The sequence below is a fragment of the Micromonospora sp. NPDC049114 genome, from assembly GCF_040648635.1.
Taxonomy (GTDB): Bacteria; Actinomycetota; Actinomycetes; order Mycobacteriales; family Micromonosporaceae; genus Micromonospora.
Genome location: NZ_JBEZEA010000005.1, coordinates 309,731 through 327,713 on the forward strand (window position 1 = coordinate 309,731; position 17,983 = coordinate 327,713).

Genomic DNA, 17,983 nt, shown 5'->3' on the forward strand with positions numbered 1-17,983 from the left:
TGGTCATCCTTCGCGTCCCCGGCTGAGCGTCAGTGCCAGACGGGACGCCTTCGGCAGGTCGAGGGGGAGGATCCGGACCGGAGGGCGCGGTGGCGGCTCGCCCGGATCGGTGGCGTGGTTCCGCGGCCGGCGCAGGGCCGGGATGGCGGCCCGGCCGGAGCTGGCGACCGGCGCCGGGTCGCGGACCGCAGGGGGGTGCCGGGGACGGGGTGACACCACCTGGCAGGCCGCGCTCGCCGCCCCGGTGGCGGCGGTGAGCTGCGCGTCCGGCTCCACCTCGACCGGGACCGGAAGCGCCGCCGTGATCAGCTCGGTGACCAGCGGGATGCGGGCCGAGCCGCCGGCCAGCAGGACGCCGTCGAGCTGCGTCGGCGTCAGGCCGGCGCCCTGCACGGTGCGCAGCAGGAGGTCCACCGTGGCCTGCACGGTCGGACGGATCATCGCCTCGAACTGCGCGCGGGTCACCGGTATCCGCGCCGGGCCGGTCGGCAGGCTCAACACCACGTCGGCGGCCAGCTCGACGGTCAGCGCCCGCTTGACCCGGTCGCACTCGGCCGGCAGCCCGCGCAGGGCGGCCTGGTGCTCCCGACGGCCGGTGGCGGCCAACTCCCGCGACAGCACGGTGCGGACGTGGCTGGCCAGCAGTTCGTCGAAGTCGGCGCCGCCGATCGGGTCGAGACCCTGCGGGGTGCCGAAGCTCTCGTAGGTGCCGCGCGGGGTGCGCCGCACGAGGGCCGCCTCGAAACTGGCGCCCCCCAACGCGTAGACGGCGGCCGTGGTGCCGTCGAACCCGCGGGCCGCGTGGCTCTCGGCGACCGTGACGGTGCGGGGCAGCAGCGTGACGCTGCGCAGACCGAGGTCGGTGAGCGCCCGGTGCAGCAGCTCCCGCCGGTACGGCCGCCAGGCCGCCGGGTGGCTGAGCACGACCGCCTCGGCCGGACCGCCCTCGGCGGCCTGCACCTGCTCCACCACCCACGCCGCCAGTTCCGCGGTGAGCGTCTGCGGCGCGCACGGCTCGCCGCCGAGCAGCAGGGGCACGTCGTCGCCGATGCGGCGGACGAAGTCCCTGGTGGTGCGGCTGCCGTCGTCGGTGGCGGTCCCGCCGATGTGCAGGGCGCCGTCCTCGGCCAGGTGCAGCACCGACGGTACGAGGGGGGAGCCGGCGTTGAGCGGAACAGCCTCCGGGCGCGTCCAGGTCCGGCCGTCGCGCCGTGCGACGGCGGCGGCGGTGTTGGTGCTTCCGATGTCGATCCCCAGGACGTACGGCATCCGTCTCTTCTCTTTCCGCGAGTCGGCCCTCTGGTGGCGATGGCGCCGGCGCTGCCCGGCGACCCACCCCCGGCGAAACCCGCGGGCTCCTACGTTCGTACCAGAGATCGCTCCCTGGTCGGGACCCTAATCTGCCCGAGACGCTTTCCCCCAGTCCCCCTAACGGTGGAGCCGATCAAGGCCCTAACGCGGCGGGATCGGATGCGGGCCGAGCCCCGATGTCCGGGATCGGCCCCCGCAATAACGTCACTGTCGACGAACGACGGTCGCCGACGCCAATCCGAGGAGAACCGGCACATGGACTCGCAACAGACCCTCCACGACTTCGTGCTCGACCTGCTGACCAACCCCGACGCGCGGTCGGCCTTCGACCTCGACCCGGAGGGCGCGCTGCACGCCGCGGGGCTCAGTGACATCACGGCCGCCGACGTGCAGGACGTGGTGCCGCTCGTGGTCGACTACGCGCCGGGGCAGGGCCTCGCGCCGCTGGTTCCGGCCGTCGGGCAGCTCGGGTTCGACCCGCTGGTGACCGACGCCACCGATGTGGTCGGCCAGCTGCAGAGCGTGGCGCAGCAGATCAGCGTCACCAGTTCGCCGGCCGGCGTGGACGTCAAGGCCGGTGTGCTCGGCGCCATCGCCGTGGACCCGACGACCGTGGCCGCCGGGGTGACCGTGCTTCCGGGTGTCGGCCTGGGCATCGGCCCGAGCGGCCTCGACACCGACCTGACCGGTGTGGCCGACGTCGCGCACACCCTCGACGCGGACGTGGTGCAGCCGGTCGACGGCATCGCCGACCCGGTTCTGGGCGGCGTGACCGGCACCGTCGGGGACCCGACCGGTGTGCTCGGCGTCACCGACCCGGTACTCGGCGGCGACGTGGCCGGCGGTGCCCTCTCCGGCGTGCACGGCCAGGTCGACGGCATCGTCGGCTCCCTGGGCGTCCACGACACCCTGGGTGGTCTGGGCCTCGGGCACGGTGCCGTCGGCGGCGTGGTGCCGCCGGTGGACGTCCCGTCCGTGGTGGGCGGTGTCACGCACCACGTGGACAGTCTCCTTCCCGGGGTCACCGGCACTGTCGGTGACGTGACCGGAGGGGTCACCGACGGTGTGACCGGCGACCTGCACGACGGGGGGCCCGCCTCGTCGGACCACGGGTTGCTCGGCATCACCGGCGGTCTGCTCTGACGGGAATTCCCGTCGGAAGCGGGAGGCCGGGTCGCCTCGGGCGGCCCGGCTCTCTCCGGTTTCCCTTCCGGTTCCTCTTGATAATTGAGCCGAAATCCGCACACTTGGTGCGGTGATGGCGGGGATCTGGTTGGACGTACTGGACGAGATCGCCCGGACGTGCAACACACACGGTCGCGGCGACCTGCTCCAGACGGTCCGCAACAAGCGTGCCCAACTGCTGGACCCGAAGCTGCGGGTCCTGGTCGTCGGCGAGCCGAACCAGGGCAAGAGTCAGCTCATCAACGCGATCATCAACGCGCCGGCGTGCCCGGTCGGTGACGGTCGCACCACGGTCCTGCCCACAGTGGTGCAGCACGCCGAGGCCGCCTCCGCTGCCGTCGTCCAGGCGCCGCAGGTTTCGGGACGGCCCGCCGCCGGCGCCTCGGCCGCGACGCTCGTCGAGCGGACCCCCCTGGCGCTCGACCAGGTCGCGGCCGGGGTGTCCGGCACGGTCGGACGGCGGCCGGGCGGCGGTCCGGCGTACGTCGAGATCGGCCTGCCCCGCGCGTTGCTCGCCGCCGGACTGGTGTTGGTGGACACTCCGGGCACCGACCAGGCGGCTGCGCTCGGTGGGGCCGCGGAGGTCGCCGCCTCCACCCGCGCCGACGCCGTGCTGCTGGTCTCGGACTCGACCCGGGAACTCTCGGTCGCCGAGCTGGACATGCTGCTGCACGTGACGCGGTCGCAGCCGAACGTGGTGGTGGTGCAGAGCAAGACCGATCTCGTGGCGGACTGGCGCGCGGTTGCCGAGCGCAACCGGCAGCACCTCGCCGACGCCGGCGTCGCGGCGCCGCTGATCCCGGTGTCGGCGACCCTGCGGCTGCGCGCTGCGGCGATCGACGACCGCGACCTCAATGCCGAGTCCGGTTTTCCGGCGCTGATCGCCCGCCTGCAGCGGGACCTGACGGGCAAGGCCGACCACCTGGCGCGGGCGTCGGTGCAGGCGGTGGCCCGTACGGTGGTGGAGCAACTGGCCGCGCCGCTGCGCGCCGAGCTGGCGACACAGGAGGCCGAGGAGCAGTCCGGGCCGATCTCCCGGCTGCACGCCGCCCAGCGGGAGGTCGACGAGCTGCGCCGCTGCTCCACCCGTTGGCAGAACACGCTCGCCGACGAGATGGCGGATCTGCTCTCCGACATCGAGTACGACCTGCGCGACCGCACCCGCCAGATCCTGCGTGCCGTGGACGAGGCGTTCGACACGGCGGACCCCCTCGTCGCCTGGGACACCTTCGCCGAGTGGCTGGAGCGCAGCCTCGTCGAGGCCGCGGAAGCCAACCACGAGTGGCTGATCCAGCGCTGCGACTGGATCGCCCGTCGGGTGGCCGCCAACTTCAACAGGTACGGCTACGACGTGCTGCCGCCCTGGTCGATTACGATGCCGGCGGATCTCGGCGACCGGCTGCCGGACCTGGAGCGACCGAGGATCGACCGGTTCACCACCGGCCAGAAGTTGTTCACGGGCATGAAGGGCTCGTACGGCGGCATGCTGATGTTCGGCCTCGCGACGACCCTGGCCGGAATGCCGATGATCAACCCGGTCTCGGTCGGCATCGGTGCGCTCTTCGGCGGCAAGAGCATCCGTGACGAGGGCAAGCAGCTGCTGCGCCGCCGGCAGGCGACAGTCAAGACGGCCATCCAGCGGCATGTCGACGAGTTCTTCGTCCGGATCGTCCGGGACTGCCGGGACGCCACCCGCCAGGTGCAGCGGATGCTGCGCGATCACTTCACGGGGCTGACCGAGGAGTTGCAGGAGGCCATCGTGCAGTCGTTCCGCAGCGCGAAGCAGGAGGCCGACACCGATGTCGCCCTGCGCGACCAGCGGCAGCGGGAGATCCGGTTGAAAATGACCCGCCTGGCCGCGCTCTACGAGCAGTCCCAGCAGTTGACCGGTGCCCGGTCCACTCCGGTGCTGTTGGAGCCCCGCGCGTGACGGTCGGGGTGCGGTTGGACGAGGCGGCGTGGGGGCTGCTGCACCAGGCCATGGACGTCTACCAGCACGACGCGCGGGCCGTCGCGCGGTTGCGGCACCAGGTGGCGCGGTTGGAGCAGCCGCTGCGGATCGCGGTGGCCGGCCCCTGGCGTGCCGGCAAGTCGACGGTGCTGAACGCGTTGATGGGGGAGGAGGTCGCGCCGGTCGAGGGCGCGGACGGCGTCTTCACCTGGTACGAGGACGGTCCTTCGCCGCACGCCACCGCCTATCCGGTGGGCCAGCCTCCCCAGGAGCTGACTGTGGTCAAGTCGGCGACCGGGATGCGGGTGGATCTGGGTTGGCGGGTCGGGGAGGTGCGCGACATCGTGGTGCGGTGGCCGACGCGGGCGTTGCGGCAGGTGACGTTTGTCGACACCCCGGCGCTCGCGGCGGTCGACGAGCAGGGCCACGCGCCGGTGCTGGACCGTGTGCTGCGGGACTCGGACGCGGTGCTGTTCCTGAGCCGCGACGGTCGCGACAGTGACCTGCGGGTGTTGGAGTCCGCTCGGGACAGTGTGGTCGGGCAGGCCGCCCCGGTGAATGTGATCATGGTGTTGTCCCGGGCGGACGAGGTGGGCGGCGGCCGGATCGACGGGCTGCTCACCGCCCGCCAGCTGGCCCGACGGCACCATCGGGATCCCCGGGTGGGCGCGTTGGCCGTGAACGTGGTGGCGTGCAGCGGCGCGATCGGCCTCGCGGGCCGGATGCTCAGCGAGTCCGACTTCGCCGCGCTCGCGACGCTGGCCGGGGCGTCCCGCGCCGAGTTGGAGGCCCACCTGCTCTCCGCCGACCGTTTCGTCCGGGGCGAGCTTCCGGTGCACCTGGACCCGGAGGTACGCGCCGGTCTGCTGGATCGGTTCGGGCTCTTCGGGATCCGGCTCGCGACGACCCTGGTGCGGGGCGGGTTCGACACCCGGGTGACGTTGTCGGCCGAGCTGATCCGGCGCAGTGGGCTCACCGAGCTGCGGGAGTCGATGACCCGCTGTTTCGTCGATCGGCGCGACACCCTCAAGGCGCGTTCGGCGCTGGCCGCGGTGGAGGCCCTGGTGCGGGCCGAGCCGGTGCGTGGGGCCGACGAGCTGGTCGCCGCCATCGAGCAGATCCTGGCGGGCGCGCACGAGTTCCGGGAGCTGCGCCTGCTGGTGGCGCTGCGCAACGCCCGCCTCGGTTTCGACGCGGAGCTGGCGGCCGAGGCGCAGCGCCTGGTGGGCGGCGACGGGGTTGGCCTGGCCGCGCGGTTGGGCGTGGAGCACGAGGCGACAGTGCAGCGGCTCTGGGAGGTCGCCGCCGACGCCCAGTGGCGGTGGCGGGACCGGGCCGAGGATCCTCTGCTCCCGCTGGCCCAGCGCCGGGGCGCGGAGGTCGTCGTCCGCAGCTGTGAGGGGATGCTGGCCGAGCTGGCCGCGGGCGGTCGCTGAGCGCCGCGCATCGGTGCTGTCCAGCCCGGACGCCCCGCTCGGCGTGTTCCCTTTCGGTCAACCCATTGACAGGGCCGTGGCCGCCCGGAAACATCTGCCCAACATCCACCGGGTCTGCCCTCGCTTGTCACGCACGTCCGATGACAACGATGTCAGGCCCGACCCGTCCCTCCACTGTCGACCGCAGCAGCCACCGTCCCCTTCGCCCAGCCGTACGACGTACTCGACCGGATCGAGTCGAAAGGCCCCGCCCCCATGCCGTATCGCCCCCGTGCGCGCACCGTTTCCCTCCGGCTGGCCGCCGCGACCACCGCCGCCCTGCTGCCGCTGGGGCTGGTCGTCGCCGCGCCCCTGGCCAACGCCGCGCCCAGCGCCGCCCCACCGGGCTCCTTCAGCTCCTCGTTCGAGTCGGCCGACCCGCAACCCGCCACCAGCACCGTCGAGGTCGACTCCTCGGGCCGGCCCGTGCAGGGCAACCTGAGCGGATCGAGCAGCGCGAACCTGCCCGGCAGCCTGCTCGGCCAGGTCGACGCCGTGACCGCGAGCGCCCAGAACCCACCGAACGAGATCGCCGCGAACCTCGCCGACGGGAACCCGTCGACCAAGTGGCTGGCGTTCGAACCGACCGGCTGGATCACGTACCGGCTGGCGAAGCCGGCGGTCGTGGCGCGGTACGCGCTGACCTCGGCGGACGACGAACCGACCCGTGACCCCCGCGACTTCATCCTCCAGGGGTCCACCGACGGCAACACCTGGACGGACCTGGACCGGCAGACGCAGCAGCGCTTCGCCAAGCGGTTCGCCACCAACACGTACCGCGTCGCCAACACGACCGCGTACGGCTGGTACCGGCTGTCCATCTCCGCGAACTCCGGTGCCTCCCTGTCCCAGCTCGCCAGCTGGGACATCAGCGACGGCTCGGACGTCCGCCCGCCCGCCACGCCCATGGTCACCGGCGTCGGCCCCGGGCCGGTCGGCGGCTACACGACGAAGCCGGGCGTCGGCTTCACCGGGCTGGCCGCGCTGCGCTACTCCGGCGGCGCCGAGGCCGACGGCCGCTCGTACGCGACGAACCGGCTGTTCGACGTCGACATCCCGGTCGGGCCGAACACCCGCCTGTCCTACCGGATCTTCCCCGAGTTCACCGGCCAGGACGCGCGGTACCCGTCCACCTACGCGGCTCTCGACCTGCACTTCACCGACGGCAGCTACCTGAGTGGACGCTCTGCTGTCGACCAGCACGGCTACGCGCTGACGCCGGCCGGCCAGGGCGCGTCGAAGGTGCTCTACGCCGACCAGTGGAACCAGGTGCGCGCCGACATCGGCGCCGTCGCCCGGGGCAAGACGATTGACCGCATCCTGCTCGCCTACGACAACCCGCAGGCCACCGGGGAGACCCGGTTCCAGGGCTGGCTCGACGACGTCGAGCTGACCGGCACGCCGGCGGCGACCGACGGCTCCCGGCTGACCAACTACGTCGACACCCGGCGCGGGACCAACTCGACTGGCGGGTTCTCACGCGGCAACAACCTGCCGATCACCGCGGTGCCGAACGGCTTCAACTTCTTCACCCCGGTGACCGACGCGACCTCCGACTCCTGGGAGTACGAGTACCACCGTGCCAACAACGCGGCCAACCTGCCCACGTTGCAGGGCCTCGCGATCTCCCACGAGCCGAGCCCGTGGATGGGTGACCGCAACCAGATGTCGGTGATGCCGGTGGCCGGCGACGTTCCTCTCACCGGGTCACCCGCCAGCCGGGCGCTCGCCTTCCGGCACGACGACGAGACGGCACAGCCGGACCTCTACCGGGTCACGACGCAGAGCGGTCTGGTGGCCGAGATGTCGCCCACCGACCACGCCGGGATCATGCGGTTCACCTTCGGCGCCGGCCCGGCGACCGGAAGCCTCGTCTTCGCCAAGGGCACGTTCACCATCGGCGCCGACGGCACCTTCACCGGCTGGGTCGACAACGGCAGCGGCCTGTCCGCCGGGCGCAGCCGCATGTTCGTCTCCGGCACCTTCGACCGGGCGCCGACGGCGTCCACCGCGACGTCCGCCACCTTCGACGTCTCCACCGAACGCCAGGTGACGATGCGGATCGCCACCTCGTTCCTCTCGGTCGACCAGGCCCGCCGCAACCTCGACCTGGAGGTGACCGGCCGGAGCTTCGATGCGATCCGCGACGCCGCCACCGCGGCGTGGAAGGACCGCCTCGGCCGGGTCGAGCTGCGGGGCGCGACCGAGACGCAGCTGGTCACCTTGTACTCGAACCTGTACCGGCTGAACCTGTACCCGAACTCCCAGTCGGAGAACACCGGCACCGCCGCCGCACCCCACTGGCAGTACGCCAGCCCGGTGTCGGCGCCGACCGGCACGTCGACCGCGACCCGGACCGGCGCGAAGATCGTCGACGGCCAGATCTACGTCAACAACGGCTTCTGGGACACCTACCGCACCGTGTGGCCCGCCTACTCGCTGCTCTACCCGGATGTCGCCGCCAGGATCTCCGACGGTTTCGTCCAGCACTACCGGGACGGCGGCTGGATCGCCCGCTGGTCCTCGCCCGGCTACGCCGACCTGATGACCGGCACCAGCGCGAACGTGGCTCTCGCTCAGGCGTACCTCACCGGGGTCAAGCTGCCCGACCCGCTCGCGGCGTACGACGCGGCAGTCAAGGACGCGACAGTCGCGTCCGGGCGCGGCGCGGTCGGCCGCAAGGGCATCGAGACCTCGCTGTTCCTCGGCTACACGCCCACCTCCACGGGGGAGTCGGTGTCGTGGGCGCTGGAGGGCTACATCAACGACTACGGCATCGGCAACATGGCCGCCGCCCTGGCGAAGGACCCGGCCACGCCCAGGTCGCGGCGCGACCAGCTCAAGGAGGAGTCGCGGTACTTCCTGGAGCGGGCCCGCAACTACGTCCACCTCTTCGATGAGAAGACCAAGCTCTTCCAGGGCCGCGACGCCTCCGGCACGTTCCTCGCCGGTGACCCGCTGGACTGGGGCGGCGTCTACACCGAGACCAACGGGTGGAACTTCGCGTTCACCGCGCAGCAGGACCCGCAGGGCCTGATCAACCTGTACGGCGGGCAGAAGGCCCTGCGCGACAAGCTGGACACCTTCTTCGCCACCCCGGAGAACGCCGACCGCCCCGGCGGCTACGGCGGGATCATCCACGAGATGCTCGAGGCCCGCGCGGTGCGCCTCGGTCAGCTCGGGATGAGCAACCAGCCGTCGCACCACATTCCGTACCTGTACGACATCGCCGGCGCACCGGCGAAGACGCAGGCGACCGTGCGCGAGATCATGCAGCGCCTGTACGTCGGCAGCGAGATCGGCCAGGGCTACCTGGGCGACGAGGACAACGGCGAGATGTCGGCCTGGTACGTCCTCAGCTCGCTGGGCATCTACCCCCTGCAGGCCGGCTCGACCCACTGGGCCATCGGGTCGCCGCAGTTCACCAGGATGACGGTCCACCGCCCGACCGGCGACATCGTGGTCAACGCCGCGAACAACAGCACCCGCAACGTGTACGTGCAGAGCGTGAAGGTCAACGGCAAGAAGCAACGGGAGGTCTCCGTCGACGTGTCCGCACTCAAGCGGGGCGGCACGATCGACTTCCAGATGGGACCGAACCCGTCGTCCTGGGGCACCGGCCGCAACGACGGTCCGCCGTCGCTGACCAAGGGTGACGCGGCGCCGCAGCCGTTGCAGGACGTCACCGGCCCCGGTCTGGGCACCGCCACCTCCAGTGGCGGTCAGGACGCGTCGAAGCTGTTCGACGACTCGTCGACCACGCAGCTGACCGCGTCGTCGGGCACGCCGCAGATCAGCTGGGCCTCCCGTGCCGGCCGCCAGAAGCCGACGTACTACACGATCACCTCCGGCGCGGGCGCCGGTGACGCGGCGGACTGGCGGCTGCAGGGCTCCACCGACGGCCTCACCTGGAGCACCCTGGACTCCCGCGCGGGTGAGGTGTTCCGCTGGCGCAACCAGACCCGGCCGTTCCAGATCGACAAGCCGGGGCGGTACTCCCAGTTCCGCCTCGTCGTGACGAAGACCGTCGGCGCCGCGCAGCCGACCCTCGCCGAGATCGAGCTGCTCGCCGGCGGCGACCTCGACCTGGCCGGCGGCGACATCACGGTGACCGCCACCGACGGCGCGCACGCGCTCTCCGGCGCACCCGCGACGGTGGCGCTGGCCACCGTCACCGGCGGCGTCGCCGAGGACTACCGCGCGACGATCGACTGGGGTGACGGCTCACCGGCCACCGCGGGCACCCTGACGCTGAGTTCGCGGGCCGTGTACCGCGTCAGCGGCGACCACACCTACGCCACGCCCGGCTACCACCAGGCGAACGTCATCGTCACCGACGGCACCGGCCAGGGCTCGGTGACGGTCGGCGTCGACGTCGCGTACGCGCCGAAGAACGGTCTCACCGCGGCGTTCGACACCGTGTGCATCGGCGACGAGGGCACCCTCGCGGCGGACTGCGACGCGAAGTCGTGGGCGTACTCGCGGGCCGCCCTGGCCGCAGCCGGCGTGACCCAGGGGCAGCGGCAGCAGGTGCCGGGCACGGCGCTGGGCTTCACGCTGCCGCAGGTCCCGGCCGGGCAACCGGACAACGCCACCGGCAACGGCGCGACGATCGCTCTGCACCTGCCGTCCGACGCCCGGAACATCTCGTTCATCGGCGCCGGCACGCAGGGCAACCAGAGCACCACCGGCACGGCGACGTTCAGCGACGGCAGCACCGCCAGCATCCCGATCCAGTTCAGTGACTGGACGCTGGGCGGCAACGCCAACGGCACCCCGTCGTACGGCAACATCGTCGTCGCGAAATCCGCGTACCGGCTCAGTGGCACGAGCCGCGACGGCGCGCAGCCGTTCCTGTTCGCCACCACGCCGTACCAGATCCCGGCGGGTAGGACGCTGGTCTCGGTGACCCTGCCGACGCAGACCGGCGATCCCCGCTCGGCGGGCCGGATCCACGTGTTCGCCGTCGCCGCCGACGGCACGCCGGCCGCCGCCCTGGCGACCGCCACCCCCGCCGACCAGAGCGTCGACGCCGGCAAGGTCCTCGCGGCGAACCTCGGGTCGGTGACCGGCGGTGTCCCCGGCGCGACCGGCTACCGCGCCCGCGTCCAGTGGGGCGACGGCACGGTCCCGGACGACGTCACGGTCGGCGCGGACGGCGCGCTGAGCGGCCAGCACACCTACGTGCGGGAGGGCACCTACACGGTGCACGTCACGGCGTGGGACACGCTGTCGAGCAGCACGGCCACCTTCGCCGTCACCGTCCGGCGTGCCGGGCCGCAACCGACGCTCGCGGTGTCCGGCACGCAGCAGGTCGCCGCCGGTGAAACGGTCACGGTCGACGGCAGCGGGTTCGCCGCCGGCGAGCGGGTGACTGTGGTTCTGGCCGCCGGCACGACGCGGAGCGTGACGGTCTCGGCGTCCGCGACGGGCACGGTCCGCGCCTCCGTCGCGACGTCGGGGGACACGGCACCGGGCCGGTACGCCGTCAGCGCCACCGGCGCCTCCTCGGGTACGCCGGCGACGGCCACCGTCCAGGTGACCGCGCGCCCGGCGGGCCCGGCCTACGAGCCGCGGGTGTCGCTGCCCACGACGTCCGGACCACGCGGTACGTCGATCACGGTCGACGGTTCCGGGTTCGCGCCGAACGAGGCGATCTCGGTTCGTGTCGGCGAGGGTCGTGTGGTCGGCACGGTGCGTGCGAACGGCGACGGCGTGGTCTCCGGCGCGATCGTCACCGTTCCGGATTCGGCGCAGCCGGGCGTGACAAGCGTGACGCTGTCCGGCGTCACGTCGAAGACGGCGGTGTCCCAACCGTTCACGGTCACCGCCCCGAAGTAAGCAGGGAACGACACCAGTCGGGCGGGCCGTGCTCCACGGCCCGCCCGACACCCGTTCCGGGTCCGCCCGCTCGGCTGACGGCCTTTCGTGGCTTGTCGCTCCGCGCGGCCGGTGAGGCCCTGTCGCCCGTGAGGCACATACCTCAGAGTCATATTTATACCTCTGCGGTATGTCGCTCACCGGCCTATGCGCCTGCCGGTCGCCCAGACCCCACCGCTGTCCGGCTCTGACGCCCTGTTGCAACCCAGCGCCCGGCATTGCCTCCCGCTGGACGTCAATGCCGTTGTCCGCCCGCCGCCCGCCGCCCGCCGCCCGCCGCCGCCGTGCCGGCCGCCGGCGCCGCGCCGCCCGCCGGCGTCCATGCGCCGCCGACGGCCACGATCCTCCGGCGACGCCGGCGCTGACGGTCAGTGCCGGCGCCGGGCAGTGACCAACGATCCGATCCCGTCGGGCCCGGGTCCGTCGATGCCGCCCCACATCTGGGGCAGCTCTACAGGGGCCGTGGCCGACCCTCGTCAGCCGGTCACGGTGCCGGGGGCGCGCTCAGCCGGAGCTGCCACCGTTGGCCCTGGCCGGTGAGCCGGACGATCGCCAACGGCTCGACGTCCAACTGCCGGTACGTCACCAGCGGCAGTCCCAGGGCGTGTACGACCGCGACCCGGATCACGAGCGGGTGGGTGACGGCCGTGACCCGTCGGCCGAGGCCGCGCTGTCCGTCCAGCCACCGGCCGACGCGCTCGTGCACGGCGGCGACGGATTCGCCCCCGTGCGGCGCGGCGTCCGGGGTGGACAGCCACTCGCGCAGGGCGTCGGGCTGCGCGCCGGCGATCTCCTGCAGCGACCGGCCGGTCCAGTCGCCGTAGTCGCAGTCGGCCAGCGCCGTCTCCACGGCGGGCACGAGGCCGAGGGCGTACGCGGTCTGGACGGCCGCCGCCGCGGGGCTGGACAGGCAGGCGTCGGTGTCGTCCGACGGCGCCCGCCGACCCAGCACACCGGGAGACAGGGCGAGGGCGGCGTTGCGGCCGCCCTCGTCCAGTGCGTCGTCCCCGCCGAACCGGGCCCGCCGCAGTGCGGCGGTGTGACCGTGGGCGACCAGCCGCAGGCTGGTGGGGTTCACCCGGCCAGTCGTGCGTCGGTGACCGCGCGCTGCCGGTGCATCAGTGCGGCGAAGAGCAGGCCGATCCCGGTCCACAGCACCACCTGGGTGCCGAGGGAGGCGAGCCGGAAGCTCCACAGCAGCGTGGCGGGAAAGTCGCCCGGGACCTCCTGGAACGACGGCAGCACCAGGTAGGCCACGCCGGTGACCAGCAGGAAACCGCCGACGGCCGCCGCGGCGCGCAGCCACACCGGCGCCTGCTCGCCGACCGCCCGGTAACCCAGCGAACCGGACCAGACCGCCACCAGGCCGAGGACCACCAGCAGCAGGTAGGTGACCGTGCGCTGGTCGATGGTGGCCGGGTCGCCGACCGCCGGAGGGTTCGGCGGGTACTTGACGAACGGCACGATCACCGCCCCGAGCAGCGCGCCGCCGGCCAGCAGCAGCCCGGACCACCCGTCGTCCACCGTGCGCCGCCGCCGGTTCAGCAGGACGTACGCGGTGGCCAGCAGGCCACCCATCGCGGCGCCGAAGAGGGCGGTGGCCAGGAACAGCCCGCCGCGCTGGCCGTTCCTGCTGACCAGGGCGTCCTCGTCGTGCTGGTGCCCACCGGTGGCGGGGTCGGCGTGTGTCGCCGCCTCCTCGATGGCGATGGCCGCCTCGACGTGGGGTTCGCCGACGACGTAGGCGAACGTTCCGGCGAGCAGGCCGGCCACCAGGCCGGCGAGCAGCCCGCGCAGGAGAACCGTGACGAACGTGGGTGCGGTGCCGGTGCCGGTCAGTGGCACGGGACACCGAGCAGGTGCCGGCCGTCGTGCATCAGCTCGTGCAGGTACATCCCGCTGCGCGAGACGGCACCCTGGTCGAAGGCGACGAGATAGGCCAGCAGGCTGAGCACGGCGACGGTGGCCAGGACCGTCCACAGGAGACGGGTCGGGGCAGCGGGGTGCACCAGCGGCTGGCTGGACGTGGAACTGGACATGCGTGCACGAACCTCCTCGGGGATGACGCGTCCCCATCGCAAGGCTGCGGACGACCGAGCGTCCTGGCTCGCGGCCCCGTAGTCGGGGACCGCTCACAGTGGCGCGACCGCGCCGGATTCTCACCGGCTTCCCTCGCGTCGCCGCAGATAGTGGGTTGACCGTATCGGTGCCGGTTCTCCTCGGTCAAGCCGGCGGCGAGGTCCGAATGCGACGCCGCCCGATGCTCGCGCGCCCGCCGTCGCCGACCGGATCGACGAGGACCGTCACCGACGACCGCGACACGCCCGGACCCGACATGTGGGGTGTGACAAACCCAGTCGCCCCTATATATGGTGTCGACCGCAGCTGGTTCGGCCACTCATCCCAGGGTGGCCGAGGCAAGAGGGAACCCGGTGGAATTCCGGGACTGCCCCGCAGCGGTGAGTGGGAACGACAGCCGTCATCAGCACTGGGCCGCCACTTGGCCTGGGAAGCGACGGCCAGTAGGGGACCGGGTGAACACCGGTCGTGCCCGCGAGTCCGAAGACCTGCCAGCGCGCCGCGTACCCGCATCCGGGTGGGCGGTGGTCCGAGGCCGCGTGGGACGGCCGACGCCTTTCGGATCCGCGCCCGCTGAGGCGTGGCGTCCGCTGGTGTCGGTCTCCCCGTGCCGAGGGCCGTCAGGTCTCAAGCTCGCGAGGAGTGAGTGGTGACAGTTACCGAGGTAGCCGCGACCGGCGGCGGCACGGCCCGCCGGGGTACGCCGACGCAGGTCCGCGAACGCGACGGCGCCCGCGAGGCGGTGGACGTGCGCACGCTCGTCGCCGAGGTCGAGCGCTGGGCCGACGACCTGCCCGACGTCGACCCGCTGCGGGTGGCGACCCGCACGGTCAGCGGCCTGTACGACGGCGCGACGACGGCCGAGCGGGACCGGCTGACCATCCAGACCGCGGCCGAGATGATCGGTACGGAGCCGCAGTACTCGCGCCTCGCCGCCCGGCTGCTGGCCGGCCACATCGACCGGGAGGTACGCCGACAGGGCGTCACCTCGTTCAGCGCGGCGATCCGGACCGGCCACGCGCAGGGGCTGATCGGGGATGAGACCGCCGCCTTCGTCGCCGCGCACGCGGGAACGTTCGACGACGCCATCGACCGGGACGGCGACCGGAGGTTCGAGTACTTCGGCCTGCGCACGGTCTACGACAGGTACCTGCTGCGCCACCCCACCACCCGGTTGGTGCTGGAGACCCCGCAGTACTGGCTGCTGCGCGTGGCCTGCGGTCTGTCCCGTACGCCGGACGAGGCCGTGGACTTCTACCGGCTGATGTCCAGCCTGGCCTATCTGCCCAGCTCACCGACGCTGTTCAACTCGGGCACCCGGCACACGCAGATGTCGTCGTGCTACCTCGTCGACTCGCCGCGCGACGAGCTGGACTCGATCTACCAGCGCTACGCCCAGGTCGCGAGCCTGTCCAAGTTCGCCGGTGGCATCGGCATCGCGTACTCCCGGGTCCGGTCCCGGGGCGCGCTGATCCGCGGCACGAACGGGCAGTCCAACGGGATCGTGCCGTGGCTGCGCACCCTTGACGCGAGCGTCGCCGCGGTCAACCAGGGTGGCCGGCGCAAGGGCGCGGCCTGCGTCTACCTGGAGCCGTGGCACCCGGACGTCGAGGAGTTCCTGCAACTGCGGGACAACACCGGCGAGGACGCCCGGCGTACGCACAACCTGAACCTCGCCAACTGGATCCCGGACGAGTTCATGCGCCGTGTCGAGGCCGACGAGGTGTGGTCGCTGTTCGACCCGAACGAGGTTCCCGAGCTGCCCGACCTGTGGGGGGAGCGGTTCGACGCCGCGTACCGGGCGGCCGAGGCGCAGGGCCGCTACGTGCGGCAGGTGCCGGCGCGGGAGCTGTACGGGAAGATGATGCGCACCCTGGCGCAGACCGGCAACGGGTGGATGACCTTCAAGGACGCGGCCAACCGGCTGTGCAACCAGACGGCCGAGTCGGGCAACGTGGTGCACCTGTCCAACCTGTGCACCGAGATCGTCGAGGTGTCCAGCGACGGCGAGACCGCGGTGTGCAACCTCGGCTCGGTGAACGTCGCCGCCCACCTGACCGAGAACGGCATCGACTGGCCGCGACTGCGCGCCACCGTCCGGACGGCGGTGACGTTCCTCGACCGGGTCATCGACATCAACTACTACCCGACACCGCAGGCGGCGGCGAGCAACCCCCGGTGGCGGCCGGTGGGGCTCGGGCTGATGGGCCTGCAGGACGTGTTCTTCGCGCTGCGGCTGCCGTTCGACTCGCCTGCCGCGCGGGAGCTGTCCACCCGGATCAGCGAGGAGCTGTACCTGACCGCGCTGGAGACCTCCGCCGACCTGGCGCGCGAGGTCGGCGCGCATCCGGCGTACGCGCAGACCCGGGCCGCGCGGGGCCAGCTCCAGCCCGACCTGTGGGGCGTCGAGGGTACGCAGACCGCGCGGTGGGCCGCGCTGCGCCAGCGGGTCGGTGAGTACGGGCTGCGCAACTCGCTGCTGGTGGCGGTCGCGCCGACCGCGACGATCGCCTCGATCGCCGGTTGTTACGAGTGCGTCGAACCGCAGGTGTCCAACCTGTTCAAGCGCGAGACCCTGTCCGGGGAGTTCCTTCAGGTCAACACGGCCCTGGTCCGCGAGCTGAAGGCACGTGGTCTGTGGACCGAGCAGATCCGCTCGGCGATCCGGCGCGCGGAGGGGTCGGTGCAGGACCTCGCGGAACTCCCGGCCGACGTGCGGGAGCTGTTCCGCACCGCGTGGGAGCTGCCGCAGCGGGCGTTGATCGACCTGGCCGCCGCCCGCGCCCCGTTCATCGACCAGTCCCAGTCGCTGAACCTGTTCCTGGCCTCGCCCACCATCGGCAAGCTCTCCTCGATGTACCTGTACGCCTGGAAGGCCGGGCTCAAGACCACCTACTACCTGCGCTCCCGCCCCGCCACGCGCATCCAGCAGGCCACCGTCAGCGCTGTCGCACCAGTTGCCGTCGACGCGGAGGCGCTGGCGTGCTCGCTGGAGAACCCCGAGTCGTGCGAGGCCTGCCAGTGACCACCGCCGACCCGATCGCCGACACCACCGCCGACACGAGGACCACGCACATGCTGCTCGACCCCGGGATGGATCTCACTCTGCGCCCGATGCGCTACCCGCACTTCTTCGACCGGTTCCGCGCCGCCATCCGCAACACCTGGACTGTCGAGGAGGTCGACCTGCACGCCGACCTCGCCGACCTGGACCGGCTGTCGCCGGCCGAGCGGCACCTGGTCAGCCGGCTCGTCGCGTTCTTCGCCACCGGCGACACGATCGTCGCCAACAACCTCGTGCTCAACCTGTACCAGCACGTCAACAGTCCGGAAGGCCGCCTCTACCTGTCGCGGCAGCTGTTCGAGGAGGCCGTGCACGTCCAGTTCTACCTCAACCTGCTCGACACGTACGTGCCCGACGAGACCGAACGGTTCGCCGCCTTCGCCGCCATCGAGAACATCCCCTCGATCCGCCGCAAGGCCGAGTTCTGCTTCCGCTGGATCGACTCGTTGGGCGAGTTGCGCGAGCTGCGGACCCGGGACGACCGGCGCGCGTTCCTGCTCAACCTCATCTGCTTCGCCGCCTGCATCGAGGGATTGTTCTTCTACGGCGCGTTCGCGTACGTCTACTTCCTGCGCTCCCGCGGCCTGCTGCACGGCCTGGCCTCCGGCACGAACTGGGTCTTCCGCGACGAGTCGATGCACATGGCGTTCGCGTTCGACGTGGTGGACACCGTGCGGGCCGAGGAGCCCGACCTGTTCGACGACGACCTCGCCGACCAGGTCCGCCAGATGCTCACCGAGGCCGTCGAGTGTGAGGTCCAGTTCGCCGAGGACCTGGTGGGTCAGGGCGTGCCCGGTCTGACCCTGGCGGACATGCGGGAGTATCTCCAGCACGTCGCCGACCGTCGTCTCGTCCAGCTCGGTATCGCCCCGCACTACGGGTCGGCCAACCCCTTCGCCTTCATGGAGTTGCAGGACGTCCAGGAGCTGTCCAACTTCTTCGAGCGGCGGGTGTCGGCGTACCAGGTGGGGGTGACCGGGACGGTGGCCTTCGACGACGACTTCTAGGACCCCCACCCCACCCCCTCCCCACCCCGTC

The 17,983-nt window shown here is 72.2% G+C and carries 10 protein-coding genes and 2 riboswitches; of the genes, 6 read left to right on the top strand and 4 right to left on the bottom strand.

Annotated elements, in window-relative coordinates; translation table 11 throughout:
• Window positions 1-3: 3 nt before the first annotated feature.
• Window positions 4-1,269 (bottom strand): Hsp70 family protein, encoded by a 1,266-nt coding sequence (locus AB0B39_RS18235; protein ID WP_357574876.1) that lies wholly within the window; start codon window positions 1,267-1,269, stop codon window positions 4-6.
• A 297-nt stretch (window positions 1,270-1,566) separates the two neighbouring features.
• Here AB0B39_RS18235 and AB0B39_RS18240 point away from each other — a divergent pair, with 297 nt between their 5' ends.
• The 4 genes from AB0B39_RS18240 to AB0B39_RS18255 all read left to right on the top strand — a co-directional run bounded on the left by AB0B39_RS18240 (window position 1,567) and on the right by AB0B39_RS18255 (window position 11,763).
• Window positions 1,567-2,454: an IniB N-terminal domain-containing protein gene (locus AB0B39_RS18240; RefSeq protein ID WP_357574877.1), complete on the top strand. Its 888-nt coding sequence runs from the start codon at window positions 1,567-1,569 to the stop codon at window positions 2,452-2,454.
• Window positions 2,455-2,569: 115 nt separating this feature from the next.
• Complete coding sequence (locus tag AB0B39_RS18245) at window positions 2,570-4,426, top strand: dynamin family protein (protein WP_357574878.1); 1,857 nt, start codon at window positions 2,570-2,572, stop codon at window positions 4,424-4,426.
• Entirely contained in the window at window positions 4,423-5,883 is a 1,461-nt protein-coding gene (locus AB0B39_RS18250) for a hypothetical protein (RefSeq protein ID WP_357574879.1), read from the top strand. Before AB0B39_RS18245 ends, AB0B39_RS18250 begins: the two co-directional genes overlap by 4 nt.
• Before the next feature lie 255 nt (window positions 5,884-6,138).
• Window positions 6,139-11,763 (top strand): GH92 family glycosyl hydrolase, encoded by a 5,625-nt coding sequence (locus AB0B39_RS18255; protein WP_357574880.1) that lies wholly within the window; start codon window positions 6,139-6,141, stop codon window positions 11,761-11,763.
• A gap of 523 nt (window positions 11,764-12,286) precedes the next feature.
• On the opposite strand, the gene AB0B39_RS18260 is transcribed toward AB0B39_RS18255, so the two are convergent.
• The 3 genes from AB0B39_RS18260 to AB0B39_RS18270 are packed head-to-tail and all read right to left on the bottom strand — an operon-like array spanning window position 12,287 to window position 13,841.
• A complete protein-coding gene (locus AB0B39_RS18260; protein WP_357574881.1) occupies window positions 12,287-12,880 on the bottom strand; it encodes a histidine phosphatase family protein in 594 nt (197 codons plus the stop codon).
• Window positions 12,877-13,647, bottom strand: coding sequence for a CbtA family protein (locus AB0B39_RS18265; RefSeq protein WP_357574882.1), 771 nt, complete (start codon window positions 13,645-13,647; stop codon window positions 12,877-12,879). The genes AB0B39_RS18260 and AB0B39_RS18265 overlap by 4 nt, the downstream gene beginning before the upstream one ends.
• Window positions 13,638-13,841 carry a CbtB domain-containing protein gene (locus AB0B39_RS18270; RefSeq protein WP_234584025.1) on the bottom strand — a complete coding sequence of 68 codons (204 nt, stop codon included), beginning with the start codon at window positions 13,839-13,841 and terminating at the stop codon, window positions 13,638-13,640. The genes AB0B39_RS18265 and AB0B39_RS18270 overlap by 10 nt, the downstream gene beginning before the upstream one ends.
• Before the next feature lie 58 nt (window positions 13,842-13,899).
• A riboswitch (cobalamin riboswitch) is annotated at window positions 13,900-13,973 on the bottom strand.
• Between the two features lie 198 nt (window positions 13,974-14,171).
• Window positions 14,172-14,392, top strand: a riboswitch (cobalamin riboswitch).
• A gap of 138 nt (window positions 14,393-14,530) precedes the next feature.
• Here AB0B39_RS18270 and AB0B39_RS18275 point away from each other — a divergent pair.
• Both AB0B39_RS18275 and AB0B39_RS18280 read left to right on the top strand, forming a co-directional pair.
• Window positions 14,531-16,906 (top strand): ribonucleoside-diphosphate reductase subunit alpha, encoded by a 2,376-nt coding sequence (locus tag AB0B39_RS18275; RefSeq protein ID WP_357574883.1) that lies wholly within the window; start codon window positions 14,531-14,533, stop codon window positions 16,904-16,906.
• A 50-nt stretch (window positions 16,907-16,956) separates the two neighbouring features.
• Window positions 16,957-17,952, top strand: a complete 996-nt coding sequence (locus tag AB0B39_RS18280) for a ribonucleotide-diphosphate reductase subunit beta (RefSeq protein ID WP_357574909.1) — start codon at window positions 16,957-16,959, stop codon at window positions 17,950-17,952.
• The last annotated feature ends 31 nt before the right edge of the window (window positions 17,953-17,983 follow it).

What these genes read in the sequence shown, in the direction of transcription:
- AB0B39_RS18245 (WP_357574878.1), top strand. Translation starts at nt 2,570, where the DNA reads ATGGCGGGGATCTGGTTGGACGTACTGGACGAGATCGCCCGGACGTGC.
- AB0B39_RS18240 (WP_357574877.1), top strand. Translation starts at nt 1,567, where the DNA reads ATGGACTCGCAACAGACCCTCCACGACTTCGTGCTCGACCTGCTGACC.
- AB0B39_RS18235 (WP_357574876.1), bottom strand. Translation starts at nt 1,269, where the DNA reads ATGCCGTACGTCCTGGGGATCGACATCGGAAGCACCAACACCGCCGCC.
- AB0B39_RS18255 (WP_357574880.1), top strand. Translation starts at nt 6,139, where the DNA reads ATGCCGTATCGCCCCCGTGCGCGCACCGTTTCCCTCCGGCTGGCCGCC.
- AB0B39_RS18270 (WP_234584025.1), bottom strand. Translation starts at nt 13,841, where the DNA reads ATGTCCAGTTCCACGTCCAGCCAGCCGCTGGTGCACCCCGCTGCCCCG.
- AB0B39_RS18280 (WP_357574909.1), top strand. Translation starts at nt 16,957, where the DNA reads ATGCTGCTCGACCCCGGGATGGATCTCACTCTGCGCCCGATGCGCTAC.